This window comes from Pseudomonas guineae, from assembly GCF_900113745.1.
GTDB lineage: Bacteria > Pseudomonadota > Gammaproteobacteria > Pseudomonadales > Pseudomonadaceae > Aquipseudomonas > Aquipseudomonas guineae.
Genome location: NZ_FOQL01000003.1, coordinates 474,223 through 499,296, shown reverse-complemented (window position 1 = coordinate 499,296; position 25,074 = coordinate 474,223). Strand labels below are relative to the sequence as shown.

The following is a 25,074-nucleotide window of genomic DNA, read 5'->3' as shown; positions in this document are numbered from 1 at the left end:
ATTCGCCAATCCGGCGCCCGCGCGCCGTAGATAAAGGGCCACACGCCATGCGCACCGAACAGCCGAAGATGATCTACCTCAAGGATTACCAGGTTCCGGATTATCTGATCGATGAAACGCACCTGACCTTCGAGTTGTTCGATGACCATACCCTGGTGCATGCGCAACTGGTGATGCGGCGTAACCCGGCGGCCGGCAGCGGCCTGCCGCCGCTGGTGCTGGACGGTCAGCAGCTGGAACTGCTCTCGCTGGCGTTGGATGACCGCGAACTGAGTGCTGGCGATTATCAGTTAAGTGACAGCCACCTGACCCTGCAGCCAACAGCTGCGAGCTTCGTGATCGACAGCAGCGTGCGCATTCACCCCGAAAGCAACACCGCCCTGGAAGGCCTGTACAAATCCAGCGGCATGTTCTGCACCCAGTGCGAGGCCGAGGGCTTTCGCAAGATCACCTACTACCTTGACCGCCCAGATGTGATGAGCAAGTTCACCACCACCCTGAGCGCGGAGCAGCACAGCTACCCAGTGCTGCTGTCCAACGGCAACCCGATTGCCAGCGGGAACGAAGACGATGGTCGGCATTGGGCGACCTGGGAAGATCCGTTTATGAAGCCGGCCTACCTATTTGCGCTGGTTGCGGGTGATCTATGGTGTGTAGAAGACAGCTTCACCACCATGAGCAAGCGTGAGGTGGCACTGCGTATTTATGTCGAGCCAGAAAATATCGACAAATGCCAGCACGCCATGAACAGCCTGAAGAAATCGATGAAGTGGGACGAAGAGGTCTATGGCCGTGAGTACGACCTCGACATCTTCATGATCGTTGCGGTCAATGACTTCAATATGGGCGCCATGGAAAACAAGGGCCTGAATATCTTCAACTCCAGTTGCGTACTGGCCAAGGCCGAAACCGCGACTGATGCCGCGCACCAGCGCGTCGAAGCCGTGGTTGCGCACGAGTACTTCCACAATTGGTCGGGCAACCGCGTGACCTGCCGCGACTGGTTCCAGCTGTCGCTCAAGGAAGGCTTCACGGTGTTCCGTGATGCCGAGTTCAGTGCGGACATGCACTCGCGCACCGTCAAGCGCATTGAGGACGTGGCCTACCTGCGTACCCACCAGTTCGCCGAAGATGCCGGCCCGATGGCCCATCCTGTGCGTCCGGATGCCTTTATGGAGATTTCCAACTTCTACACCCTCACCGTGTATGAAAAGGGTTCGGAAGTGGTGCGCATGATCCGCACCCTGGTCGGTGTAGAGGGCTTCCGCAAAGGCAGTGATCTGTATTTCGAGCGCCATGATGGCCAGGCTGTGACCTGTGATGATTTTATCCGCGCGATGGAAGAGGCTAATGGCATTGATCTAACCCAGTTCAAGCACTGGTACAGTCAGGCCGGTACGCCGCATCTTGAAGTCAGCGAAAGCTATGACGCGGCTGCCAACAGCTACCGTCTGGCGTTCCGCCAAAGCTGCCCGGCGACGCCGGGTCAGGCGCAGAAGCTGCCTTTTGTGATCCCTGTTGAGTTGGCGCTGCTCGATGCCCAAGGGCATGAGTTGCCGCTGCAGTTGGTGGGCGAAGATACCGCCCTAGCGGGGGCGCGCGTACTGCAGGTAAGCGAAGCCGAGCAAGCGTTCACCTTTATCAACGTGGCGGAAAAGCCGCTGCCTTCCTTGCTGCGTGGGTTCTCAGCGCCGATCAAGCTGAGCTTCCCCTACAGTCGCGATCAATTGATGTTCCTGATGCAGCACGACAGTGATGGCTTTAATCGCTGGGAGGCCGGGCAGCAGTTATCCGTGCAGGTGCTGCAGGACTTGATCGGCCAGCATCAACGCGGCGAGCCGCTGGTGCTTGATCAGCGTCTGGTCGCGGCCTTCCGTACCCTGCTGGCGGACGAGTCGCTGGATCAAGCCATGGTCGCCGAGATGCTCTCGCTGCCAGGCGAGGCGTATTTGACTCAAATCAGTGAAGTGGCCGATGTCGAGGCCATCCACGCGGCCCGAGAATTTGCCCGCCAGCAGCTCGCCGATGCACTGTTTGATCTGCTGTGGCAGCGTTATCAGGCTAACCGTGAAGTGTCCCGCAATAGCGCCTATGTGGCCGAGGCCGAGCACTTTGCTCGCCGTAGTCTGCAGAACATTGCGCTGTCCTACCTGATGCTGAGCGGTAACGCTGAGGTGCTGGTGGCGTGTCTGGAGCAGTTCGAAAGCGCGGATAACATGACCGAGCGTTTGGCGGCCTTGGCCGTACTGATCAATTCGCCGTTTGAGGCTGAGAAGGCCGCAGCGCTGACCAGCTTTGCCGACGACTTCAAGGACAATCCGCTGGTGATGGATCAGTGGTTTAGCGTGCAGGCTGCCTGCGCCTTGCCAGGCGCGCTGCAGCGCGTTGAGCAGTTGATGCGGCACCCGGCGTTTACCTTGAAGAATCCTAATAAGGTGCGCGCCTTGATCGGTGCATTCGCCGGGCAGAACCTGCAAGGCTTCCATCAGGCCGATGGCAGTGGCTACCGCTTCCTGGCCGATCAGGTGATCACCCTCAATGCGCTCAATCCGCAAATCGCTTCGCGCCTGCTGGCGCCACTGACCCGCTGGGCTAAATATGGCAGTGCCCGTCAGGCCCAAATGAAGGCTGAGTTGCAGCGCATTATGGCCTCGGGCGAGCTGTCCAGTGACGTCTATGAGGTGGTCAGCAAGAGTCTGGTTGATTAATAGCTGTGCAGTAACAGTGTGGGTGGTAACGCCGCTGCAAATAAAGTTGTGTTGCAGCTGTTTGGCCGAATTTAATCTATTCACTAATTCTAAAGGCCTACCCTGCGGCTCTGTGTGCAACGCACGGGTTACAGGGTGCTTGTTTAGGCCTCATTAATGGTACAAAAGTGTTACTCAAATTCAGCTAGGTAACACTTTTGTGTTACCTAGCTGAATGTAGCCAGCGTGCGCGCAATTTTCTTAAGCTTTTTGGCTTGACCTTCGCTGCAGTATTTACAGCGTCTTGACGGTCTGTTGCGTACCTGAGTGGCAGAACGCGCCAGTTAGTAGGACAAAAAAAGATAAATGCGTCCTTGGCGCTTGTTATCTGGTCGCTGAATGATCAGTCACGCCGTGGGTGAATGGTTCTATTTATGAGGTCAGCTATTTTTTATACGCCCGTTTGAATTGGCACTATGGTTGCAGGTGCTAAGTCGATTTGACCTCGGCATGGCGCAAGCCAAACAGTGAGGCGCGTTTAAACGCGTTGGGGATACCTTCCAATCAACACTTAAGGTCGTCATCAGTACGGCCATAACGTGCCCCGGTGGTTGGGGTGCAAAAAGATGATCTGTACACGGAGTAACGTTTCGATGGAAGTTAAGTCCCGTAAGCCCGTATTGCGTTTTGCGCCTGCCAAGGCTGGTTTTGCCTTTGTTGGCATCCTTCCTCTGCTGGTAGCAGCCCATGCCCAGGCGGTTGAATTCAGCTTCGCCGACAATGAAGTCACTGGCTCCATCGACTCCACCGTGTCCTACGGCCAACTCTGGCGCGTCCAGGGTCAGGACAAGAGCAACAACGACATCAACACCAACGACGGTAACCGTAATTTCGACACCGGTTTGGTTTCCGAAGTGTTCAAAATCACCACTGATATGGAAGCGCGCTATCAGAACTACGGCGTGTTTGTCCGTGGCACTGCCTTCTATGACACCCAGATCATGGACAAGCGCAACGACTACCTGAGTCAGAATAACCCCTCGCAGCCGAGCCAAAATACGCCGAACGATTCGAGTTTCACCTATGAGGCTCGCCACAAGGCTGGCCGCGGTGCGCAAATCCTCGATGCCTATGTGTATGGCAATTGGGATGTGGCTGACATGCCAGTTTCCGGGCGTTTCGGTAAGCAGGTATTTAACTGGGGCGAAGGCTTGTTCTACCGTGGTGGCATCAACACGACTAACCCAGTAGATGCTGCTAAGTTCCGCCTGCCAGGTGCTGAGCTGAAAGAAGTGCTGGTGCCGGTTGAGGCGTTGAGTTTCAACGTGGGTCTGACCGATAACCTTTCAATGGAAGCTTTCTACCAGTTCAACTGGAAAGAATCAGCTATCGATCCCGTCGGCACTTATTTCTCTGAGACTGACTTGTTTGCTGATGGTGGTAACACTGCTTACTCAACCCAAACTGCTCTCTTACCAGTCGGTAATTTATACAAAGGCTTAAGTGCAGGTAACGTTGGTGGCTTGATGGGTGGCCGTAGCGTAGATTCTAGCGGGAACATACAGGTTGCAAAAATTGGCTCTGATATCAACGCAAAGAATGATGGTCAGTATGGGTTCAATTTTAAATATATTGCCGAAGAGCTTAATTCCACCGAGTTCGGAGCTTATTTTGTTAATTATCACTCTAAAGAACCTACGATCGCCGCAGACCTGGGTAGCTATGCGGGGTTAAATCTTGCTGATATACAAGCAGGAGCGACTCCTGGAATTAAGCAGTCGGTCGCAGCTAGTCAGAATATTACTGTGACACAGCTAGAAAGTGCTATCGCGTCGGCTCCTACTGGTGCGCTTGCTACTGCCTATCGTAACGCTTTGAGCAGTGCGGTTGGCGGTGTCGCTACCATCGATGTGGCCAATCAGGTTAATGCACGTCGCGAATATGCTGAAGATATCCGTATGTATGGCTTCAGCTTCAACACGACTGTTGGCAACGCTTCGGTGTTCGGTGAGTTGGCCTATCGTCCAAACCTTCCAATAGGTGTTGCGACCACTAATGATCTATTAGGTGATTTGTTGGGGCAGGCGGCCCCGCTTGCCAGCGGCCGCCCCGTAAATATTGGGGGTCAACAAGTTCGCCTCGGGGATGTGATTCATAACGTTGAGCGTGTTGAGGCCTATAACACTACGTTAGGTACTATCTACAATTTTGGTCCAACAGCCGGTTTCGACTCACTGTTCGGTGTGTTTGAGCTTGGCTCCGAGCACCTTCGCGGTTCAGACCTGAAGTACACAACTAAGGACGGCGCTACCCGTTACTACTCTGGTCGCGGCAACAACTCCTATGTCAGTGGCGGCGATCGTGATGATCAGGTCAACAAAAACGCTTATGGCTATACCATGGTGTTGTCCGGTACTTGGAACGATGTTTACGCCGGTGTAAACGTTTCCCCGTATGTAGTCTACAAAGATGACTTCGAAGGTAACTCTTACCAAACCGGTAACTTCATTGAAGGCCGCAAGGCTTATACCCTCGGTGTTAAAGCTAACTATCTAAATAGTCTAGAAGGCGAGCTGGCGTATACCGAGTTCTTCGGTGGTGGTCAGAATAACGGCAGCCGCGACCGCGACAATATCGGCGTCAACGTTAAGTATTCCTTCTAAACATAACTAGAAAATACCGAGTGCCTGCGGGCACTCGGTTGATGACTTATTCACGGAGAATCAAGATGCTGAAAAAGCACACGCTGATGGGTGTTGCCATTGCGCTGGCCCTGTCCGCTGGCGGCGCGTTCGCTGCAGTTTCGTCGCAGGAAGCAGCAAAGTTAGGCGCAAGCCTCACCCCGTTCGGTGCCGAGAAGGCTGGTAACGCTGCCGGCACTATTCCTGAGTGGACCGGTGGTATCACCTCGGCTCCGGCAGGTTACACCTCGCCAGGCCAGCACCACGTTGATCCTTTTGCCGGTGACAAGCCGCTGTTCACCATCACCAAGGCCAACTTGGATCAGTATAAAGACAACCTGACCCCTGGTCAGATTGCGATGTTCAACACCTACCCGAACAGCTACCAGATGCCGGTCTATCAGACCCGTCGCTCTGGTTCTGCGCCGAAGTGGGTGTACGACAACACCATTAAGAATGCGACCACTGCAAAGCTACTCGATGGCGGTAACGGCTTTTCTGATGCCTACGGTGGTATCCCGTTCCCGATTCCTCAGAATGGTGTAGAGGCTCTGTGGAACCACATCGCACGCTACCGTGGTACCTACATCGTGCGTCGCGCATCCGAAGTGGCTGTGCAGCGTAACGGGGCTTATTCCCTGGTGACTTCGCAGCAGGAGGCCATGTTCAAATTTTACAACCCAAAAGGCACTGCAGCTGACCTGAACAACATCATGTTCTACTACCTGTCCTTCACCAAAAGCCCGGCACGTCTGGCCGGTGGTGCAGTATTGGTACACGAAACCCTGGATCAGGTTAAAGAGCCGCGTCAGGCGTGGGGCTATAACGCCGGCCAGCGCCGTGTGCGTCGCGCACCAAACCTCGCCTACGACACCCCGATTGCTGCCGCTGATGGCCTGCGCACTGCAGACGACACCGACATGATCAACGGTTCGCCAGATCGTTATGACTGGAAACTAGTGGGTAAGAAGGAAATCTACATTCCTTACAACAGCTACAAAGTCACCAGCCCGGATGTAAAGTACAAGGACTTGCTGCAAGTGGGTCACTTGAACCCAGCGTTCACGCGAAACGAGCTGCACCGCGTATGGGTTGTTGAAGGTACGTTGAAGTCGGGTTCTCGCCACATTTACTCCAAGCGCACCCTGTTCCTCGACGAGGACAGCTGGCAAGCCGCAGTGGTTGATCAGTACGACGGTCGCGGCGAGCTGTGGCGCGTTTCGATTGCCTACCTGAAAAACTACTATGACCTGCCGACCACCTGGTCTGCGCTGGACACGTTCCACGATCTGCAGGCGCGTCGTTACCACGTCCAAAACCTGGATAACGAAGAGCCAAGCACCATCGACTTCAGCCAAGCAGTACCGGATGACGGTTACTTCAAACCTGCTGCGCTGCGTCGTCGCGGCACGCGTTAATTCGCGAGTAGGTTGAGCAAAAGGCCGCTACTGTTGTAGCGGCCTTTTGCTATTTATCAGTCGAACAGGGCATGGTAGGCGGCCGGGTTTAACAAAACATAACGTCGCGCCGATTGTCAGGCCTTTTGAAAGCTCAGTAGGATAGGCGCACTGCTATAAGCGTAGTGCTACCTATAAGAATAAGGGGGAAGGTATATGAGTGAGCCCGTTGTGCGGCGCACCCAGGCCGGTCATGTTGTGGGGCTTTCCCACACACCGGCGCTCCGCCACTCACCGATAGCCAAAGCGCTGTCGTTGTGCGGTGTGCTATCCATGCTGATGCTTGCCAGTGCACCACTGCAAGCTGCCAGCGATGAAGGCAGTAAATTTTCGATAACGTCTGCCAAGGCCCCACACAGCTTGCTGCTGGATGTTGCCAGCCTAGGCAAGCGTCTGGTCACCGTCGGTGACCGTGGGCATATTCTTTATTCCGACGATAATGGCGCGAGCTGGGTGCAGGCCAAAGTGCCGACCAAGCAAATGCTGACTGCCGTGTTCTTTATCGACGACAGCCATGGTTGGGCCGTTGGGCACGATGCACAAATTCTTGCCAGCACCGACGGTGGCGCTACCTGGGTCAAGCAGTTCGAAGACCTAGAGCGTGAAGAAGGTGCTCCGTTCCTTGATGTCTGGTTTAAGGATCGTAATAACGGCTTTGTAGTGGGTGCCTATGGTGCTCTGCTGGAAACTACTGACGGTGGTGCCAATTGGGTTGATATTGGTGACCGCATGGGTAACGAAGATCTTTATCACCTCAACGCTATCGTAGAAGTTAAAGACTCCGGTCTATTTGTAGTCGGTGAGCAGGGCGTTATGTTCCGCTCCCCGGATTGGGGTCAAACCTGGGAAACGCTTGAGGGCCCTTATGAGGGTTCACTGTTTGGTGCATTGGGTACCGATGAAGCCGGAGCGATACTGGTTTATGGCTTGCGTGGGCACTTGTTCCGCTCGGCTGACTTCGGTACGACCTGGCAGGCGATCAGCTTGAATACCGCTAATAATGGCCCCTTAGAGTTTGGTTTGGCTGACGGTAATCGTCTGGCCGACGGTTCTATTGTGGTGGTTGGGCATGGCGGTACCGTGCTTAAGAGTACCGACAATGGCCGCAATTTCAGTGTGACCAATCGTGCTGATCGGCTTTCGCTGGCAGGCGTTGCAGCAATGGAAAACGGCAATCTGATTCTGGTAGGGCAGGGTGGCGTTCACACTGCTGCGCCTACGGGCGCCGATCTGGGCCAACAATAATAAGCCGGGAGCCTTTGCATGAGTAAGCATCAACAACAACCTGCCTCCTTTCTGGAGCGGTTGATCTTCAACAATCGTCCGGCGGTAATTCTGCTGTGCCTGTTGATCAGTGTGTTTCTGTTTTTCCAAGCGTCGCAAGTGCGTCCACAGACCAGCTTCGAGAAGATGATTCCGCTAGGGCATCCGTATATTCAGAAGATGCTCGAACACCGTAATGACCTGGCTAACCTGGGCAACACCGTGCGTATTTCGGTGGAAGCGGTGGATGGCGATATCTTCTCCAAGGAATACATGGAGACGCTGCGTCTTATCAACGACGAAGCTTTCTACATTCCGGGTGTCGACCGTTCTGGTCTGAAGTCGCTTTGGAGCCCCAGCGTGCGCTGGACAGAAGTGACCGAAGAAGGGTTTGCCGGCGGTGAAGTAATTCCGCAAACCTATGACGGTTCTTCGGAAAGCCTGGAGGAGCTGCGCAGCAACATTCTTAAGTCCGGGCAGATTGGTCGTTTGGTTGGCAACAACTTCAAATCGAGTATCGTCGATTTACCGTTGCTGGAGTCATATGCCGACCCAGAAGATCAAAGCAAACAAATCCCGTTGGACTATCAAAAGTTCTCCCACGAACTGGAAGAGAAGGTCCGCGACAAGTATCAGGCGCAGAACCCTAACGTCAAAATTCACATTATTGGTTTCGCCAAGAAAGTCGGCGATCTGATCGATGGTCTGATAGGTGTGGCGCTGTTCTTTGCCGTCGCAATTGCCATTACCTTTGTACTGTTGCTGTGGTTCACCCACTGCTTCAAGAGCACGCTGGCGGTGGTCGTTGCCACCCTGATTGCGGTGGTCTGGCAATTGGGTCTGTTGCATACCCTGGGCTTCGGGCTTGATCCGTACTCTATGTTGGTACCGTTCCTGGTCTTCGCCATTGGTATTTCTCACGGTGTGCAGAAGATCAACGGTATTGCCATGGCCTCGGGTGAGGCAACCGATTCGCTGTCTGCGGCACGTATGGCCTTCCGTCAGTTGTTTATTCCAGGGCTGGTCGCATTGCTGTCGGATGCCGTGGGTTTTATCACGTTGTTGTTGATCGATATCGGCGTGATCCGGGAGTTGGCCATCGGCGCATCCATGGGTGTGGCGGTGATCATTCTGACCAACCTGATTCTGTTGCCGGTGATGATTTCCTATATCGGCATCAGCAAGAAGGCGGTGCAGATCAGCCGTGAAGATGCGGTCAAGGAGCATCCGTTCTGGCGCTTTATTTCCAATTGCGCGCATCCGATGGTGGCACCGATTTCCGTGGTGGTTGCTGTCATCGCCCTGGCTGGCGGCGTCTGGTACGGGCAGAACCTGAAAATCGGGGATCTCGATCAAGGTGCGCCTGAGCTGCATCCGGATTCGCGTTACAACCTGGATAACGACTTCGTCATCCGCAACTACTCGACCAGCTCCGATGTCCTGGTGATCATGGTGAAGACGGCGCCTGAAGGCTGCTCGACATACCAGACACTGTCGGCCATGGATGAGTTGATGTGGAAGATGGAGAACACCGACGGCGTGCAGTCGGCTATCTCCATGGTTACCGTGTCGCGCCAGGTGATTAAAGGCATGAACGAGGGCAACCTGAAATGGGAAACCCTGTCGCGTAATCAGGACATGTTGAACAACTCCATTGCTCGGGCTGATGGCCTGTACAACGGTGATTGTTCGGTTGCCCCGGTGTTGGTGTTCCTCACTGACCACAAGGCAGAAACCCTGACGCGTGCGGTTCAAGTCGCCGAAGACTTTGCCAAAGAGAACAATAAGGAAGGCCTGGAGTTCATCCTTGCAGCCGGTAACGCAGGTATCGAGGCGGCCACCAATGAGGTGATTGCAGCATCGGAAACCACCATGTTGATCGCGGTGTATGCGGCTGTGAGCATCATGTGCTTGCTGACGTTCCGTTCGCTGGCGGCCACCCTTTGCGTAATCCTGCCGCTGGTACTGACCTCGGTGCTGGGTAACGCGTTGATGGCCTATATGGGCATCGGTGTGAAGGTCGCGACTCTGCCGGTAATCGCTTTGGGTGTGGGTATTGGTGTCGACTACGGTATCTATATCTACAGTCGCCTGGAGACTTACCTGCGTCAGGGCCTGTCGCTTCAGGACGCTTACTACGAGACGCTCAAGTCGACCGGTAAAGCGGTGTTGTTTACCGGCGTCTGCTTGGCGATTGGTGTGGCGACCTGGATCTTCTCGACGATCAAGTTCCAGGCTGACATGGGTTTGATGCTGACCTTTATGTTCCTTTGGAACATGATCGGTGCGATCTGGCTGCTGCCTGCCCTGGCACGCTTCCTGATCAATCCGGAGAAGCTGCGCAACAAGGCCTAAGCCTGATTTGTAGTCACACAAAAACCGCGGCCTTTGGGTCGCGGTTTTTTATTGTCCTTCTATCCCACAAGGATTGAGGCGTGACGCTGCTCAGCGATAGCTGTGGTGGGGTTATTCGAAGGGCGGGCTAGGCGCATAAACACAAGCTTGAGCCAGATGCCGGTATGAAGTCAGTTGCGTCATGATCTAGCGAGCGGTGACGGCTGAATATTCCTTGCGGGCTCGCCTCAACCGTTGCCCAGTTTTGGTTCAAGCCAAGCCTATGCCACCAACCCGCGTGTACGAAATGTCAGGCGCATGTTCTGCTGTGGGCCGGCCTTGTCGGTGCGGCTGCTAGCGTGGGTAGAGCGGTGGCAGCGTGCTGGTGTCCGGATTGGTATTACTATCTAGGTCTTCTATAGCGGGTAGGCTGCGGATTGCTAGCCACAGATTACGGCCTTGCCAGTGCTGGCCGCTTTCGCTATACAGCGCGCCGTTGAGGCCGTCGAGTGCATCGGACAGCGGGGTAAAACGCGCTGCCATATCTGCCAAAGTTTCTGGCTGCTGGCGAGCCCAGGCGTCCAACGCATGGCGGGTAGCTTGCGAATCGTTAGCCAGGCACGTGCGCTTGAGATCATCGAGCAGGTTGCGTGGGCTTGGGCCTGTTTGCTGGCTGGGTAATACGGCAGGTTGCCGGCGTGCGCGCCACCAGAGGATAAAACCGAGCAGGGTGGTCAGGCTCAGCAGTCCAGTGCTCAACTGCCAGGGCCACAGCTGTCCGTTGGCGGCTTCGCTCACGGCAGGGCGCTCGGCCTCAACAGGCTGAGTCTCTACGTTCGGGTTAGCGGTTACTTGTAGCTTGCGTGCCGGCAAGTTGCTGCGTTCTAGCTGATCGGTCTGGGTGTTCCACCACAGCACCTCGACTGCCGGCAAGGCAATCACGCCTTCACGATTAGCTACCAACGCTTCGCGTTCTTCGCGGCTACCTACCAGGCCACTGTCGTTTACCTGATTGGTCAGTTGTGGCTGATCTGGGTAACGCCGCAGACCGCTTACCTGAGTCGCCGGTAACGGCGGTAACTGTGCGCTGGCCAAACCTTCTGCCTTGAGCAGCAGGCTGCGGGTTAGCGAGTCGCCGACCTGCGTATCTTCCGGTTCCGGGCTCCACGCTTCACTGAGACTCAGTGCGCGTGCGGGCAGCCAGGGTGCAGCGGCGGGGTAGCTGGCCGGCCTGGCTTTTACCTTCAGCGGGATTTCCGGAGATTTAACCCGTACAACCTTGCCCGAGCGTGGGCCAAATGGGTTGTAAGTGTTACTGGCCGAGCGATCAACCGCGGTGGCGGTAAAGGCTTGTGCGGGTATCAGTAGTTCACCACTTTCCTGGGGAAAAATTGCATAGCGTAATTCGATCACGCCATGACGCACCCCGTTGATGTCTTTCTCGTAGGTGCGCGGCTCTCCGAGGATTTCAACCCGCGCTTGGGGCATTTCTAACGGGGTCAGGCTGCTGTCGTCGTACAGCGAGACGGAATGGTAGATGCGCAGTGTCAGCACGGTTTGCGCCTGTACATAAACGCTTTCTTGATCAAGGCTGGCATCGATAAATACGGGGGCCAGGCGGCTGTCAGCGGCGCTTGTGTCTTGCTGGACGTGCAGGGTAATGGGGGCGCTTTGCAGCTGGGCGAGGCTCAGCGGCGGGATCACCACATAGCCGCTGTGCTTGGGTTGCAGGGTGATGATCCAGCGGGTACTCGCCTGTGCGTCAGTGCCGCCGTTGCTCAGGCGATTGACCTGGCGGGTGCCGAGCACCTCGAATAATTCATAGAGCGGTTGCAGGTCGGGTTTGCCGAATAGCGTGGTGTCCTGCGATTCCACGGTGAGTTCTACGCTTTCGCCAGCATTCAGCCGAGTGCGGTCGACAGTAGCGTTCAGGCTCTGCGCACTGGCGTTCAGGGCCAGTAGGCTAAGCAAAAGGGTACAAAGCAGTCGGTTCATTGCAGTTGTTCCTGGTGCTGTTGTTGTTCCAGCCTGAATTTACGCCGCAGCAACTCGCCCGGATCGTCGGGGATCTGCCGCAGCCATTGTTCCAATGCCTGGCGACGCTCGCCGTCGAGGGCCGGTTCGGCGTTGGCGATCTGTTCTTCACGGCTGTCGCTATCGTCTTCTTTCGGCTGTTCCGGCTGTTCCGGCGGCGTATTAGCGTCTTCGTCTGAGCCCGGTTGCGCGGGCTGCGGGCTCTCATCTTCAGGCTTTGATGGGCTGCTAGGCGCTTGTTCGGCCTGCGGCTGAGCATTCTGCTCGGGTTTGCCAGTTTGCGGCTGGGCGCTGGGTTGATTCTGCGTATCACTGGGCTTTTGCGGATCGTCCGGTTGCTCTTGCTCTTGCTCTTGCTGCTTTTGCTGCAACAAGTTTTCGACCAGTGTTTTGTTTTTTTGCGCCTGAGCCAGGTCAGGTTTTAACTCCAGAGCCTGGGCGTAGGCATCGACGGCGGCCTCCAACTCATTGCTGCGTGCCAGGGCATTGCCACGGTTGTAGTGATCGCTGGCGGTTTCAGCATTGGCGAAGCGTTCAGCGGCGGCCGCGTAATCACCAGCTTGGTACAGCGCCTGGCCTTGCCAGCGTGGGTCATTGAAGCGTTGCGCTGCCGCCGCGGGTTGTTGCGCGTCGAGCAAGCGCTGGCCTTGCTGGTCAGCGCGTAGCCAGAGGTCTTCAAAGCTGAAGGCGTAGCTGTTCTGCGGTAGGCCCAGTAGCAACAGCGGCAGGCACAACAGCCAGCCGCGGCGTGCGGCGCAGGCAGCGAGTAATAGCAGCGGCAGCAGTAACCAGTGGCTCTGATCGGCCCAGGCTTGCAGGCGAGTCAGTTCGCCGTCACGGCGCACTTGTTGCGGTGCAGCCAGCAGGCCTAAGTTGCGCAAATCGTGGTCATCAAGGGTGAGGCCTTGGTAGTGGCCGCCCAATTCATTGGCCAAACGCTTGAGACCGAAGCTGTCCAGGCGCGGCAGTAGAATGGCCCCTTGGGCATCCTTGAGGAACGAGCCGTCCTCTTGAATGATCGGCGCGCCCTGGGTGCTGCCAATCCCGAGGATGTGCAAGCGTTGGCCACGGCGGCCGAGTGCCTGGGTTATGCCCTGGCGCTCGATTTCGCTGAGTGCGCTGGTCAGCAGCAGTAAGCGGCCGTTGCCTTGGGCGCCCTGTTCGAGTAGCTGCAGGGCCTTGGTCACAGCCAGATCAGCACGTTTGCCGGGCTCCGGCATGATGCTTGGGTTTAATGCGTCGAGCAGGTTGCGGCTGGTGGACATATCGTCGGATAACGGCACCACGGTGTGTGCGCTGCCGGCATAGACGACGATGGCGGTTTGCGCATCCTGGCGAGTTTGCAGCAGGTCGAGCAATTTGCGCTTAGCCTGGGCCAGGCGATTGGGCGAGGCGTCGCTGGCGAGCATCTCCGGGGTCAGCTCAAGTACCACCACCAGCGGGTCTGCCGGTTTAGGGTTTTGCTGTTCGATGCGCTGCCAAGTCGGCCCGAGCAGCGCCAGCAACGTCAGTAGCCAGGCTAGGCCGAGGGCTAGCCAGGGCATACGGCTGTTGCGGCCACTGCCGGCAGTTAGCAGTGCGGCCTGGAAAGTGGCTGGTAGCAAAACCTGCCAGCGCCCGCTGCGTTTTTCCCGGCGCCAGAGCTTCCACAGCAGCACGCCCAGTAGCGGTATCAGTAATAACCAGAAAGGACGTTGCCAGTAAGGCCAGAGACTGGTCAGTTGGTTCATGACTGTTTACCCCTTAGCGTCGCCAATTTACTGCGCCAGCGCTGTGGCAGCGTTGGCCAGAGCGTTTGGCTGACTAGCAGCAGGCTCAGTACGAGGGCAAGGCCCAGTGGCCAGGGATAGAGTGGCAGTGTCGGTCGCGTCAAGGTTGGTTCTTGAGCCACTGGTTCGAGGCGGTCGAGAGTGGCTTCGATGGCTTGCAGTTCATCGCTGTCACGGGCACGGAAGTATTCGCCGCCGGTGGCGTCGGCAATCGCACGCAGACTAGGTTCATCCAAGTCGATGCCGGGATTGAAGCCAAGCATGCCGAGTACGCCGCCTTGTTCGGGGTCGGCTCCGATACCGATCGGATAGATGGTGATGCTTTCCTCTGCGGCTAAACGCGCAGCGGTCATGGGGTCGATTTCACCACCGTTATTAGCACCGTCCGTTACTAGTACGAGTACGCGGCTTTGTGCAGGGCGTTCGCGCAGGCGTTTGACCGCCAGGCCAATGGCGTCGCCAATGGCCGTTTGTGGTCCAGCGATATTTATCTGCGCCTCATCCAGCCAAGTGTGCACGGTCTGTCGGTCAAAGGTCAGCGGTGACTGCAGGTAGGCGCGGCTGCCGAACAGGATCAAACCGACCCTATCGCCCTGGCGACCGTCGATAAAGTCGCCCAATAGGTGTTTGACTAGGGTCAGGCGGCTGACCTCTTCGTCTTGCCACGTCATGTCGGCGTAATCCATGGAGCCTGATACATCCACGGCCAACAATAAATCGCGACCACTGGCGGGCAGCGGCAAGGGTTCACCGAGCCATTGTGGACGGGCACACGCGAGCATCAGCAAGAGCCAGATCAATGCAAACGGTGCCTGTTGCCGTAAAGCTGGCAGGCGTGGCCGTGCGAGCTTGCCGCTGAGGCTTTCCAGCTCTGCCAGAAAGCTAACTTTCAACGCCGCTTCACCACTGTCGACCGGCGGCAACCAGGCGCGTAGCAGCCAGGGCAGAGGGGCGAGAACAAAGACCCAGGGCCAGGCAAACTCAAACATGTTTGCGAATCCATATCGCCACGGCCTGATTAAGGCCGGTAATGGCTTTGTCATCCAGGCTGCAGTGCGCTCGATAAGCTCCTTCGACCAATATCATCCAGCGGGTCAGTCCGGCTGCTGGGCAACGGCTGTCGAGAAAGGCCAGCCAGGCGCGACTGCTGAGCACATGGCTATGGCTTTGCGGGTAGCGCTCGCGGCACAGGCGTTTGAGGATGGCGTTCAACTGTTGTAGCCAAGGGCCGGCATCGGCGCTGTCGTAAGGTTTTTTCAGCTGTTCGAGTTCGAGTAATGCGGCCTGGCGCAGCGGGTCAAGTGGCGCATCGCTCGACGGCCTGGTTGTTTTACGTGGCAGGCGTTTGAGTAATTTAAAACCGGCCCAGACCAGCAGTGGCAGCAGCAGGGCAAGCAACCACCAGCCCGGTGCCGGCGGCCACAGGGTGATAGCCGGCGGGGCAATCAGCGGTTCGAGTTGGTCCAGCGGGTTCACGGGGTTTTCCTTGCCCGCTGGGCATTTAAGTGCTCACGTAGTTGTTCGACCATCTCGGTCTGGGTATTTAGGGCCAGCAGCGGCACGCCGAGTTTCTGTGCTAGGCGCTGCCAGCGAGCCTGGCGGGCGTCGGCCAGGCTGCGGTAAGCCTGACGTAATTCTGGGTCTTGGGTATCGAGTTCCAGTTGTGCGCCTTGGTCGGTAAAACGCAGCAGGCCGGCATTCGGCAGGGCATGATCGAGCGGATCGGAAAGCGGCAACAGCAGCAGGTCGGTATGTCGCGCGAGCAGCTGTAATTGCTGTTCGCTGCTGTCATTAAGCGTGCGCTCATCGCACAGCACCACCACTAGGCTCCCCGGGCGCAGCACTTCGCGAGCGCGGCGTAAGGCGAGGCCGAAGCTGTCGCGCTCGCCCTGGCTGTCGTTATTTAGAGCCTGGTTGGCCTTGGCCAGGCGGCTGAGCAGTTGCAGCAGGCTTTGCTTGCTGCGCCGTGGTTTGACTTCGTGGTGTTCCAGATCGCCGAATACCAGGCCACCGATACGGTCGTTGTGGCCCAGTGCGGCCCAGCCAATCAGGCTGGCGGCCTGGGCCGCAAGTACTGACTTGAACATCAGCCCAGAGCCGAAGAACAGTTGTCGGCTTTGCTCGACCATGATGTAGATCGGCCGCTCGCGTTCTTCGTGGAACAACTTGGTGTGCGGCTCTTGGGTGCGTGCCGTCACGCGCCAGTCGATGGTGCGCACATCGTCACCGGGCTGATACACCCGCACCTGGTCGAAGTCCACACCGCGCCCGCGCAGTTTGGAATGGTGCAAGCCAATTAATGGGCTGCGCTGCGCGGGGGTGGAAAATAGCTGTACCTCACGCACGCGGTGACGCATCTCGATCAGTTCACCGAGGCTGACGCGAATGCCGGGTTGCGTGGGTTGGTCGTGCATGGTGTTTAGGCGACCGCCACGACGTCGAGAATACGTTGCACTACGCGGTCCTGGTCGATGCCGGCGGCTTCCGCTTCAAACGACAGGATGATGCGGTGACGCAGCACATCGAACAGTACTGCTTGGATGTCTTCTGGGCTGACGAAGTCGCGCCCAGCCAGCCAGGCGTGCGCGCGCGAGCAGCGATCCAGGGCAATCGAGCCGCGCGGGCTGGCACCATAGGCAATCCACTCGGCCAGTTCCGGGTCGAACTTGGCCGGTGTTCGCGAGGCCATCACCAGCTGCACCAAGTATTCCTCCACCGCATCGGCCATATACAGGCCAAGGATTTCCTGGCGTGCGGCAAATATCGCTTGCTGGCTGACCAGTTGCTCGGGCTTGGTTTCGCCGTTGAGCGCTTCGCCACGAGCCTGGGCGAGGATCTTGCGTTCGACGCTGGCGTCGGGGAAACCGATCTTCACGTGCATCAAAAAGCGGTCGAGCTGGGCTTCGGGCAGTGGATAGGTGCCTTCCTGCTCGATCGGGTTTTGCGTGGCCATCACCAGAAACAGCGGCGACAGGTGGTACGTACTGCGCCCGACGCTGACCTGGCGCTCGGCCATGGCTTCGAGCAGTGCCGATTGCACTTTGGCCGGCGCGCGGTTGATCTCATCCGCCAGCACAAGATTGTGGAAGATCGGCCCCTGCTGAAAGACGAAGCTACCGGTCTCCGGACGATAAATCTCGGTGCCGGTGATATCAGCTGGGAGCAGGTCTGGGGTGAACTGAATACGGTGAAATTCGGCTTCAATACCTTCAGCCAGCTCCTTGATCGCCTTGGTCTTGGCGAGCCCAGGGGCTCCTTCAACCAGCATATGGCCGTCAGCGAGCAAGGCAATCAGCAGCCTTTCGATGAGTTTTTCCTGACCGAGTATCTGGCTTGAAAGAAAATGTCGCAGCTCAAGCAATGCGCCCCGATGGTTCGGGCCTTTCACGTCTTCTGTCATTTTCTAAATACCAATTTTGTACCAATTCGCCTTAAAGCTTGTTCAGCTCGGTCCAATCTGACGCAGAGCTAAGCCACTTGGCATATGTCGTGAGAAGCATCTGAACGCTATGGCCAAGCTGGCCGGCGATAAATGCAGGGTTCATGCCCGCCATAAGACACATGGTCGCATAAGTGTGGCGGGCATCGTACTGACGCCGTGCGCGAATTTTCAATGCGGCCAGTGCCAGCTGAAAGTAATGCTTGGGTGTGTTCTCCGAGCGTATGTATGGTCCGCTGCCGTCGACGGGCGCGAAAACAAACTCCCCGTCGTGCAGCTGCTTAGCCACGCCAAGCGCGTGAAGTGCCCGCTCATTCAGCAGAACCTCGCGCGTGTACTTGGTTTTAATCCGTTCTTCGATGTTGCCGTCGGACACCAGGCGGCAGATATGTGCGCGGCGCTCGACCTCCTTAACCTCTGAGCGCTTCAGCGCCAATTGCTCACAGGGCCGCAGCCCAGTGTAGAAAGCAAACTCAAAGTAGGCAGCGTACATGCGGAGCGGCCCCGCTAGGTTGGCGTACAGCCAGGCGATTATCCTGTCGGCTTCTTCGCGCGTGAATGGGTCGACCGGCCGACGCGGCACCTTTGATCGAGGAATCGAGGCGGCTGGGTTGCGGCCGGTCAACTCGTCAGCGACTGCAGAGCGGAAGATGCTGGCGAGAAGTACCGTGCTGTTTTTGCGGTGCGACGGTGACGCCCAAGATATAGCAGCCGCCACCTTGCGCAGATCGGCTGCACTGATCATATCAATGCGCTTACTGCCCAAGTGCGGTACCCATACGTTGTTGAGGATGCTGCAGTAATTGCGGCGGGTTGCATCGACTATTTGCCGGCTGTCGATCCACAGTTGGGCGTACTCAGTAAAGGTTGGCTTGAGTGACGCCACGGCATAGCTGGAGTTGGGGAAAAGCTCAGCGTACTTATCTTCGCTGAGCAGGTTCAGTTTCTTGAGCTGGGCTACTTGATCACGGATTGCGACGGCCGCGGCAATACCCTTTGGCGTTTGCGGATAGGGGAGGGTTTCGCAACGACGCGAACCTGCCCAGGTGAACCGTATCCGGAGTTTATCGCCGACGGGCTCGATGCCTGCAGGCCACTCCATTGGCTTTCTAGCCATTCGTTGTACCTCGCGATGCTGAACATGATGCGGCCATGTACTAGGAGCCATACCCCTTCTGGAATGAGGCCGCGCTGGCGACGTCGCTCCAGTGCTTTCTGTGTGGTGCCAAGGATTTCGGCCATCTTGCCTTCAAAGACAAAGCCGGCCGCCTCAACCTTTTCTGCTGCAGACATATCTCTCTCCACCCAGCGCGGCTGGGGAGTGTGGGTTAATCCATTTGTTGGAATGGGTTACTTGTTGGTGATCGGTGTGCAGCGCAGGCACTGGCATTGGTCGGCAGGCTTGCGCCAGGTACGGCAGTAGGTGGGGCGCAAAGTCATTTGGCAGACTTCTCGTGAACCCAAACACACACCGGGCCATCCTCGGTTTCGTGGATAGAGAACACGAACCATCCATCACCTTCCGGCTTGGTCGGCGTCCATTTGGAGCAATCAGGGGCACCGTCGTCAAAGTAGGAATCCAACAACTCTTGAGGTGCGTCGTATTCAAATTCAACAAGGAAAATCTCAATCCCTTGCTCATCGAACCAGGCTTTCGAAACTGCGTTTTCCTCCCCATCCTGCGGCCAGGCCGGGTGTGTCCAGTGCCCAAGGTCGTCACGCTGGACGGTTATTGGAGCGATCTTTTCTTTTACTGTTGGCATGACTTATCCCTCGCCAGTGGCGTGAAAGGTGGTTGTGGGGTAGGTTCGACAGTTACGGCATGGGGCCGAACTGAAGGAGAGTGGAATGGCAACAGATCGGGAAATTGCCCTAGAGCAGGCTGCTGTAGCACTGCTGACCGAAGCTCACGCTGCAGGCGTTGATCTAAATGCGTTGATGGGCAAGGTCGAGAGCGGCCTGCTTGGCAATGCACTCTACCGGTGGGTCGGTGCGCAGCATGTGTCTGCGTCGATTGACGCTGCTCAGGAATTTGTTGCTCGCATTTCGCGCTAGACTCTTGCCGCCACCCTCCCGCAGCATCAGGCAGGGAATGCGGGGTGTGGTGGTTCTCATGCGGTGTCCTGCTGCTGAGACTGACGAAAAACTGGCAACGTCCCGGCTTGCTCTCGCACCGCCGTCATGGCCTCCGTTGAGTAGCCCCAAATATTCCCGTCGGTGATGCGGTGTCGCTCAGGACCGAGATAGAAAGGACTCAGTTGTTTTCCCGTGCAGATGTAATCGCGGAAAGCCTCGACCAGATCGCGCAGTGTTCCGCCATGGCTGAAGCCACGCCATCTATTGCCCCATGTGTTGGGGTGGGTGTAGATGCGCTTGCCGGTGTAGTCATCGATCCACCAGACCTTGCCGCGAGCATCGACTTCGACTGACGCATAGAGGCCACTGGCCTGGCTGTAGAAGAAGCGCCGGCCGTGGTCGGCGATGATCTTTATTGCTTGGTTCACTTGCTCGGCGCGCTGGTGCTTGAGGGTGAGCTTGGTTTCAGTTGGCATGACTTATCCCTCGCCAGTGGCGTGAATGATTGTTTTGGGGTATTTGTTCTGGCCCGGCATAGGGCTGGGATAAGGAGTTTGATGTGGGGCTTGAGGACAAACTGACGCTTCTAATTGCGGGCGGTGCGCTGTTTATTTCGGTTGTTAGCTTGTACTTCTCTACTCTGCATAAGCCTGCCGGGGCGGTTTTAAACTTGGTTGAGCGAACATTCAGCCCATCCACGATACGACTTGCTGACAGGAAGCAAATCAGTCCGCAAATGCGGCACTTGGTTTACACGTTGAGCAATACAGGAAGCAGGACCCTTTTTATTAGAAGCGTCTGCCTTCTGCGCGGCCCAAATGCTCTTGGGTATTACCACTCATACGAGCCATTTCATGTTGTTAAAACGAATCACATTGAGCCCTTCGTTTTGCCAAAAGACGAAGTTCGGATGCTTCAAATTGACCACACGACTGACTATCTTAATGGCGGTCTTATCGACAAAGAGAAAAACCATAAAGAGTTAATCTCTGTCGAAGTTATTGGCGCTAATGGACATAGGTATCTTGTGGTTCATGACATTTCGCGCCTTGGTTCTACCGGTCCAGAAATACATGATCCAATCTGGGATGGAGTCACTCTAGGCCGCCCAGTTCGTGAAAACGGCTACGTTTAACACCCTCCCGCCCGAGCATCAGGCAGGGAGTGGGCGGGTAGGGTGTGATTTATGCGGCCAGCGCCTGTCGCGGTGACCAGGTATCGTTTGCTGCAGCGATGGCAGCCATTGGCGGTGGGCTGACGCTGTTGCCGCACATGAACACCTGCTCCGACTTCGTGAACTTCCGACCATCGTGCCCGCGGGTGATGATGTAGCTGGGCGGGAAGCCCTGCGCGGCGTACAGCTCATGCGGCTGCAGCATGCGCAGGCAGATGTCGACGATCACATACGGGTCGCCGCCGATCCAGACTGTGACCAGTGCAAGCCGGTCCTTAGTGGTCACGGTGCTGACTGGCTCATCCATGCTGACCACGTTCTCGCCAATGCCGTGGTACTTCATCAGGAAGGCTGCACAACGCAAGGCTCCCTCTTCGGCATCAGGCGAAAGCTTCAGCTCAACCAGCGCAGACTTTCCACCGCCACCAGCAGTAATGGTTGGCGCTGGCTCTTCAACACCTTGGCCAACGCTTGCGCCGAACTGACGCGAAAGGAAGGCCGTGCACAGAGCATGGTGCGTGCCGCCGGCGCTGACGGTGTGCAGTGGGTCTTCTACATCCCTCGCATCACAGTTGCCGCGCAGGTGCACCAGGTTGGCTGTCACCAGTCGCTGCTGGCTGCCGCTGTTGGTGACCGTTGAGACTGTCTGATCCATGCTGCGAGACAGCATGGTGTTGAAACCACCGTTGGCCTGCTCGAGGAAGGCCGTGGCAACTGCAAACGATCCGCCGCGCGGCCAGGCTGTGACGGTGTTCAGTGGCTGATCAACCGGGTGCAGCGTATCTCGGGACCAGTTGGCGATTGGCACGATAAAGGGCTTGGCCTTCTGCAGCACCTCGCGCTTGATGCCCTTGGCGATGCGGCGCTCTGTTGCATCTGCCAGCGGCTTCTTGCGGTTGAAGATACTCTGGCTCGGCAGGCTGAAATCAATGCACTCAGCTGCCGTGCGGTAAGGCTTCTGGCCCTTGCCGGGCTTAGCGGCATGGGTTGGCTTTGGCCATACAATTGGCTTGCCGTCACGCCGCGCCACCAGAAACAACCGCTCGCGGCTGGTTGGGGCGCCGAAGTCGCAGGCCTTGAGGATGTTGTGTTCGACGGTATAGCCCAGCGCCCGAAGGCAGCCGAGGAACTTGTGCCAGGTGGTGCCTTTGCGTTTCGGGTCAGGCACTAGGAACTGCTCACCGCGCGGAGTGCGCTCACCTGGTGCCGCAATAGTGCCGTCCAGCTTCATCACCCGGCCGGTCTTCTTGCAGCGCTTGGCGATAAGCGGACCCCATTGGCGGATCTGCTTCACGTTCTCCAGGCTGATGATTCGTGGCTTGCCGATTCCGGCCCACTTGATCACCACCCAGGACAAGTCGCGCACCTCTTTCTTGCGAGGCTGTCCGCCAGCCGCCTGGCTGTGGTGGGTGCAGTCTGGTGATGCGTGGAACCAGCCAATGTTGCGCCCGGCCAGCACTTCGACGGGATCAACGGCCCAAACGTCCGTTTGCAAGTGAAGCGCGCCCGGGTGGTTGGCCTCATGCATGCTGATGGCGGCAGGGTTGTGATTGATGGCGATGTGCACTGGGCGACCAAGGCCCATCTCAAGACCGGTACTTGCCCCACCGCCACCCGCGAACAAGTCGACGTTTATCTCGTCGTCAGTCTCGACCAGCGGCAGGCCGTACTGGGTGTGGAAGTCGAACGGCGCTGGCTTCTTCATCGAGGTCATGTGGCTGATTCCTGATCGTCTTCTGTGACCGATGCGACACCGGAGTCGAGGTCACGAAGCTCTTGAATGGTGAGGGTGGTGGTGCCATCAGTTACAGCCCACTGGTTCAGCTCTAGGCTGCGGAAGGTGCCGCAAAAGTGGCGGTACGCACCAAGCGCCGCGCGCCGGAATGACTTGGCAGCCACCGGCCCAATTGGAATGTCCTTAACCCCCCCCTGTGAGGGTGAGGTTGAAGGTGGCGAGGTCAGCCATTCGGCGCTGTGCGGCGCGCACCGTGCTTGGCGCAAGGGCCAGGTGCTCTGCCACTTCACTGATCGACTTCCCGGCAAGGGCGTTAATGATGCTCAGGTCGCGCTCAGGGTTGCGCAGGCCGGCATAAAGTACGTTCGGCATAACTTTCTCCAGGCAATAGCAGCCCGTTGCGCTGCTGGCGCTGGGCTTGGAATAGGGGCCGCCCGAAGGCGGCAGAGGTAACTACTTCTGCTTCAGTTGCTGCTTCAGCTGTGCGGGGATTTTCCGGATCAGAAGCGTGTCACTCGCCTCGTCGAACTCGATCATGCCGCCCAGCAAGTGCTGCTCGAAGCTGATCGATAGGCCTTCGGTGCGCCCGGTGAAGCGGCGGAACTGGTTAATGGTGCGTTTGTCTGCTGGGATTTCTGGCGACAGGCCATAGTCCTTATTGCGGATAAAGTCATAGAAGGCTGCAGGGCTGTTCTCGTCGATGAGCGCTGCCAGCTCTTCCAGGCTGATAGGTTCGCCTAGCTTGGCCTGGCTGCTGGCGTAGCCGACAAGAGTTGCGGTTTTCTCGCGGGCTTGTACCTCTTGCAGATCCTCGCTTTCTACGAAGTCGCTAAAGGCTTTGAGCAAAGTGCGAGTCTCGCTAGGCGCGTCGATGCCTTCCTGGCAGCCAATGAAGTCGCGGAAGTATTCGGAAGCTTTACGCCCATTCTTTCCTTTGATGAAGGAAATGTACTGGCGCGACTTCGGGTTGCTGAGCCATTCGCTGATATTGATGCGTGCAGCCAGGTGCAGCTGGCCAAGATCCAAGTGCTTGGATGGTGCAACGCCGAGCGCTTCGGTGACTGCCACACCTTCGCCTTGGTGCAGCAGAGCAATGGCCATGTATTCGGTCAAGCCTTGCTGGTAATGGGCGATAAAAAGATGACCGCCAGTAGAGAGGTTCGATTCTTCCATCAGCTTCAGCAGATGCTCGACGGCCTGCCAGGAGAACCCGGTAAAGTCTTGCTCTAAGCTGATGTAGGCCTTGAGCCAGCGACTGAAGGGGTATGCGCCAGATTCCTCATGGAAGAAGCCCCACGCCTTACCTTGCTTGGCGTTATAGGCCTCGTTCAGATCGGTCAGCAGGTTGTCGCGTGCTTGCGACTCGGGCAGTTCAGCTTCGCTGGTATGCAGTACGGCTGGGCTGCCGTCGGGTTTCTTGTCGATGTTGTGGATGATGCTGTGACGGATAGGCATGGCTGATTCCTGAGTTATAGAGTGGTCAGATTCCGGTTGGCACGTCTTCGCCGCCCAGTGCTTCAATAAGCGCCGGCAGGAATTGCCCAAACGTGAGCATCATCAACGTGAAGCTGGCATCGAATTGGCCGGCAGTATCTTCGCCGCCATCCTGCTCAGCCTGGTCCTGCAGCAAGTCCTCGAAGCGCAGCTGGCTAATGACCAGCTTGCTATCCAGCACGAACGACAGCTTGTCCTGCCAGGCGAGCGACAACTTGGTCACCTGCTTGCCAGCGCTCATGTGCAGCTGAATTTCGTCGCTGGTAAGGTCTTGGCGGGTGGCGGCAATCTTTCCGCCCTCCGCATGCGTGTCGCACAGCGTTGCGCGATCGAGCAGGGAGAAGTCAGTGGCCGCTTGCTGCGTCTTAACCCAGTCGCTCATGCTGGCGCTTGGCGCAAACTTCACTGCCAGCGGGCGCACGGGCAGGCTGCCCATGCATTCGCGCAGCGTAGACAGCAAGTCTTCGGCGCGTGACAGGCTTGCTGAGTCGACAAGGATCAGGCCAAGGTCAGGGGCGATGGCAGCAAAGGTGGTTGCTTTGCGGGTAAAGGCGCGCGGCAGGAAGGCCTGCACGATTTCATCCTTCAGCTGGTCGCGCTCTTTCTTGTAGACCTTGCGCATCTGCTCGCCCTCAATCTCGTCGACCTTATCCTTCAGCGCATCGCGGACCACGTTGCCGGGCAGAATGCGCTCTTCTTTGCGCGCGGCAATCAGCAGAAAGCCACTACTAGCATGCACCAGCGGGGCGTTCTCGCCTTTACCAAGCGGTGCCACAAAGCCGTAGGTGTTCAGCTCTTGGCTGGCGCATGGCCGCGCCGTCTTGGCTGCAAGGGCGGCCTCAAGTGCTTTGGCGTTGAACTGGACGTCTTGGGTGATGCGATAAACCAGCAGGTTACGAAACCACATTAGCGGTGCTCCAGGTGATGAGTG

The 25,074-nt window shown here is 57.2% G+C and carries 20 protein-coding genes; 7 read left to right on the top strand and 13 right to left on the bottom strand.

Features of this window, described 5'->3' with window-relative positions; translation table 11 throughout:
• The first annotated feature begins 47 nt into the window (after positions 1-47).
• The 5 genes from pepN (at position 48) to BMZ32_RS13830 (ending at position 10,443) form a co-directional block, all read left to right on the top strand.
• A complete protein-coding gene (gene pepN / locus BMZ32_RS13850; protein ID WP_090242938.1) occupies positions 48-2,708 on the top strand; it encodes an aminopeptidase N in 2,661 nt (886 codons plus the stop codon).
• Between the two features lie 632 nt (positions 2,709-3,340).
• On the top strand, positions 3,341-5,350 hold the full coding sequence (locus BMZ32_RS13845) for a DUF1302 domain-containing protein (RefSeq protein WP_090242936.1): 2,010 nt from the start codon (positions 3,341-3,343) through the stop codon (positions 5,348-5,350).
• A 65-nt stretch (positions 5,351-5,415) separates the two neighbouring features.
• Complete coding sequence (locus BMZ32_RS13840) at positions 5,416-6,786, top strand: DUF1329 domain-containing protein (RefSeq protein WP_090242934.1); 1,371 nt, start codon at positions 5,416-5,418, stop codon at positions 6,784-6,786.
• Positions 6,787-6,981: 195 nt separating this feature from the next.
• A complete protein-coding gene (locus BMZ32_RS13835) occupies positions 6,982-8,070 on the top strand; it encodes a WD40/YVTN/BNR-like repeat-containing protein (protein ID WP_090242932.1) in 1,089 nt (362 codons plus the stop codon).
• Positions 8,071-8,088: 18 nt separating this feature from the next.
• On the top strand, positions 8,089-10,443 hold the full coding sequence (locus BMZ32_RS13830; RefSeq protein WP_090242930.1) for an efflux RND transporter permease subunit: 2,355 nt from the start codon (positions 8,089-8,091) through the stop codon (positions 10,441-10,443).
• Positions 10,444-10,776: 333 nt separating this feature from the next.
• On the opposite strand, the gene BMZ32_RS13825 is transcribed toward BMZ32_RS13830, so the two are convergent.
• The 8 genes from BMZ32_RS13825 to BMZ32_RS13790 all read right to left on the bottom strand — a co-directional run bounded on the left by BMZ32_RS13825 (position 10,777) and on the right by BMZ32_RS13790 (position 19,427).
• Positions 10,777-12,417: a BatD family protein gene (locus BMZ32_RS13825; RefSeq protein WP_090242928.1), complete on the bottom strand. Its 1,641-nt coding sequence runs from the start codon at positions 12,415-12,417 to the stop codon at positions 10,777-10,779.
• Positions 12,414-14,177 (bottom strand): VWA domain-containing protein, encoded by a 1,764-nt coding sequence (locus BMZ32_RS13820; protein ID WP_090243076.1) that lies wholly within the window; start codon positions 14,175-14,177, stop codon positions 12,414-12,416. The genes BMZ32_RS13825 and BMZ32_RS13820 overlap by 4 nt, the downstream gene beginning before the upstream one ends.
• Before the next feature lie 5 nt (positions 14,178-14,182).
• Entirely contained in the window at positions 14,183-15,214 is a 1,032-nt protein-coding gene (locus BMZ32_RS13815; RefSeq protein ID WP_090242926.1) for a vWA domain-containing protein, read from the bottom strand.
• A complete protein-coding gene (locus tag BMZ32_RS13810; RefSeq protein WP_090242924.1) occupies positions 15,207-15,701 on the bottom strand; it encodes a DUF4381 domain-containing protein in 495 nt (164 codons plus the stop codon). The genes BMZ32_RS13815 and BMZ32_RS13810 overlap by 8 nt, the downstream gene beginning before the upstream one ends.
• On the bottom strand, positions 15,698-16,639 hold the full coding sequence (locus tag BMZ32_RS13805; RefSeq protein WP_090242922.1) for a DUF58 domain-containing protein: 942 nt from the start codon (positions 16,637-16,639) through the stop codon (positions 15,698-15,700). Before BMZ32_RS13805 ends, BMZ32_RS13810 begins: the two co-directional genes overlap by 4 nt.
• A 5-nt stretch (positions 16,640-16,644) precedes the next feature.
• Positions 16,645-17,625, bottom strand: a complete 981-nt coding sequence (locus BMZ32_RS13800) for an AAA family ATPase (protein WP_090242920.1) — start codon at positions 17,623-17,625, stop codon at positions 16,645-16,647.
• Positions 17,626-17,656: 31 nt separating this feature from the next.
• Positions 17,657-18,781 carry a site-specific integrase gene (locus tag BMZ32_RS13795; protein WP_090242919.1) on the bottom strand — a complete coding sequence of 375 codons (1,125 nt, stop codon included), beginning with the start codon at positions 18,779-18,781 and terminating at the stop codon, positions 17,657-17,659.
• A 319-nt stretch (positions 18,782-19,100) separates the two neighbouring features.
• Positions 19,101-19,427 carry a hypothetical protein gene (locus BMZ32_RS13790; protein WP_090242917.1) on the bottom strand — a complete coding sequence of 109 codons (327 nt, stop codon included), beginning with the start codon at positions 19,425-19,427 and terminating at the stop codon, positions 19,101-19,103.
• An 85-nt stretch (positions 19,428-19,512) separates the two neighbouring features.
• On the opposite strand from BMZ32_RS13790, the gene BMZ32_RS13785 reads away from it, so the two are divergent.
• Positions 19,513-19,719 carry a hypothetical protein gene (locus tag BMZ32_RS13785; protein WP_090242914.1) on the top strand — a complete coding sequence of 69 codons (207 nt, stop codon included), beginning with the start codon at positions 19,513-19,515 and terminating at the stop codon, positions 19,717-19,719.
• Positions 19,720-19,775: 56 nt separating this feature from the next.
• Here BMZ32_RS13785 and BMZ32_RS13780 read toward each other — a convergent pair whose 3' ends face one another.
• Complete coding sequence (locus tag BMZ32_RS13780) at positions 19,776-20,216, bottom strand: hypothetical protein (protein ID WP_090242912.1); 441 nt, start codon at positions 20,214-20,216, stop codon at positions 19,776-19,778.
• Between the two features lie 83 nt (positions 20,217-20,299).
• Here BMZ32_RS13780 and BMZ32_RS13775 point away from each other — a divergent pair, with 83 nt between their 5' ends.
• Entirely contained in the window at positions 20,300-20,875 is a 576-nt protein-coding gene (locus BMZ32_RS13775) for a hypothetical protein (protein ID WP_090242910.1), read from the top strand.
• 49 nt (positions 20,876-20,924) lie between these two features.
• On the opposite strand, the gene BMZ32_RS13770 is transcribed toward BMZ32_RS13775, so the two are convergent.
• The 4 genes from BMZ32_RS13770 to rdgC form a co-directional block, all read right to left on the bottom strand.
• Entirely contained in the window at positions 20,925-22,628 is a 1,704-nt protein-coding gene (locus tag BMZ32_RS13770; protein ID WP_090242908.1) for a DNA cytosine methyltransferase, read from the bottom strand.
• A gap of 204 nt (positions 22,629-22,832) precedes the next feature.
• A complete protein-coding gene (locus tag BMZ32_RS13760) occupies positions 22,833-23,021 on the bottom strand; it encodes a hypothetical protein (protein ID WP_090242904.1) in 189 nt (62 codons plus the stop codon).
• 81 nt (positions 23,022-23,102) lie between these two features.
• The gene (gene yejK / locus BMZ32_RS13755; RefSeq protein ID WP_090242902.1) at positions 23,103-24,104 is read right to left on the bottom strand and encodes a nucleoid-associated protein YejK; all 1,002 of its coding nucleotides are present in this window, start codon (positions 24,102-24,104) and stop codon (positions 23,103-23,105) included.
• Between the two features lie 25 nt (positions 24,105-24,129).
• Positions 24,130-25,050 carry a recombination-associated protein RdgC gene (rdgC, locus tag BMZ32_RS13750; RefSeq protein WP_090242901.1) on the bottom strand — a complete coding sequence of 307 codons (921 nt, stop codon included), beginning with the start codon at positions 25,048-25,050 and terminating at the stop codon, positions 24,130-24,132.
• Positions 25,051-25,074: the final 24 nt, after the last annotated feature.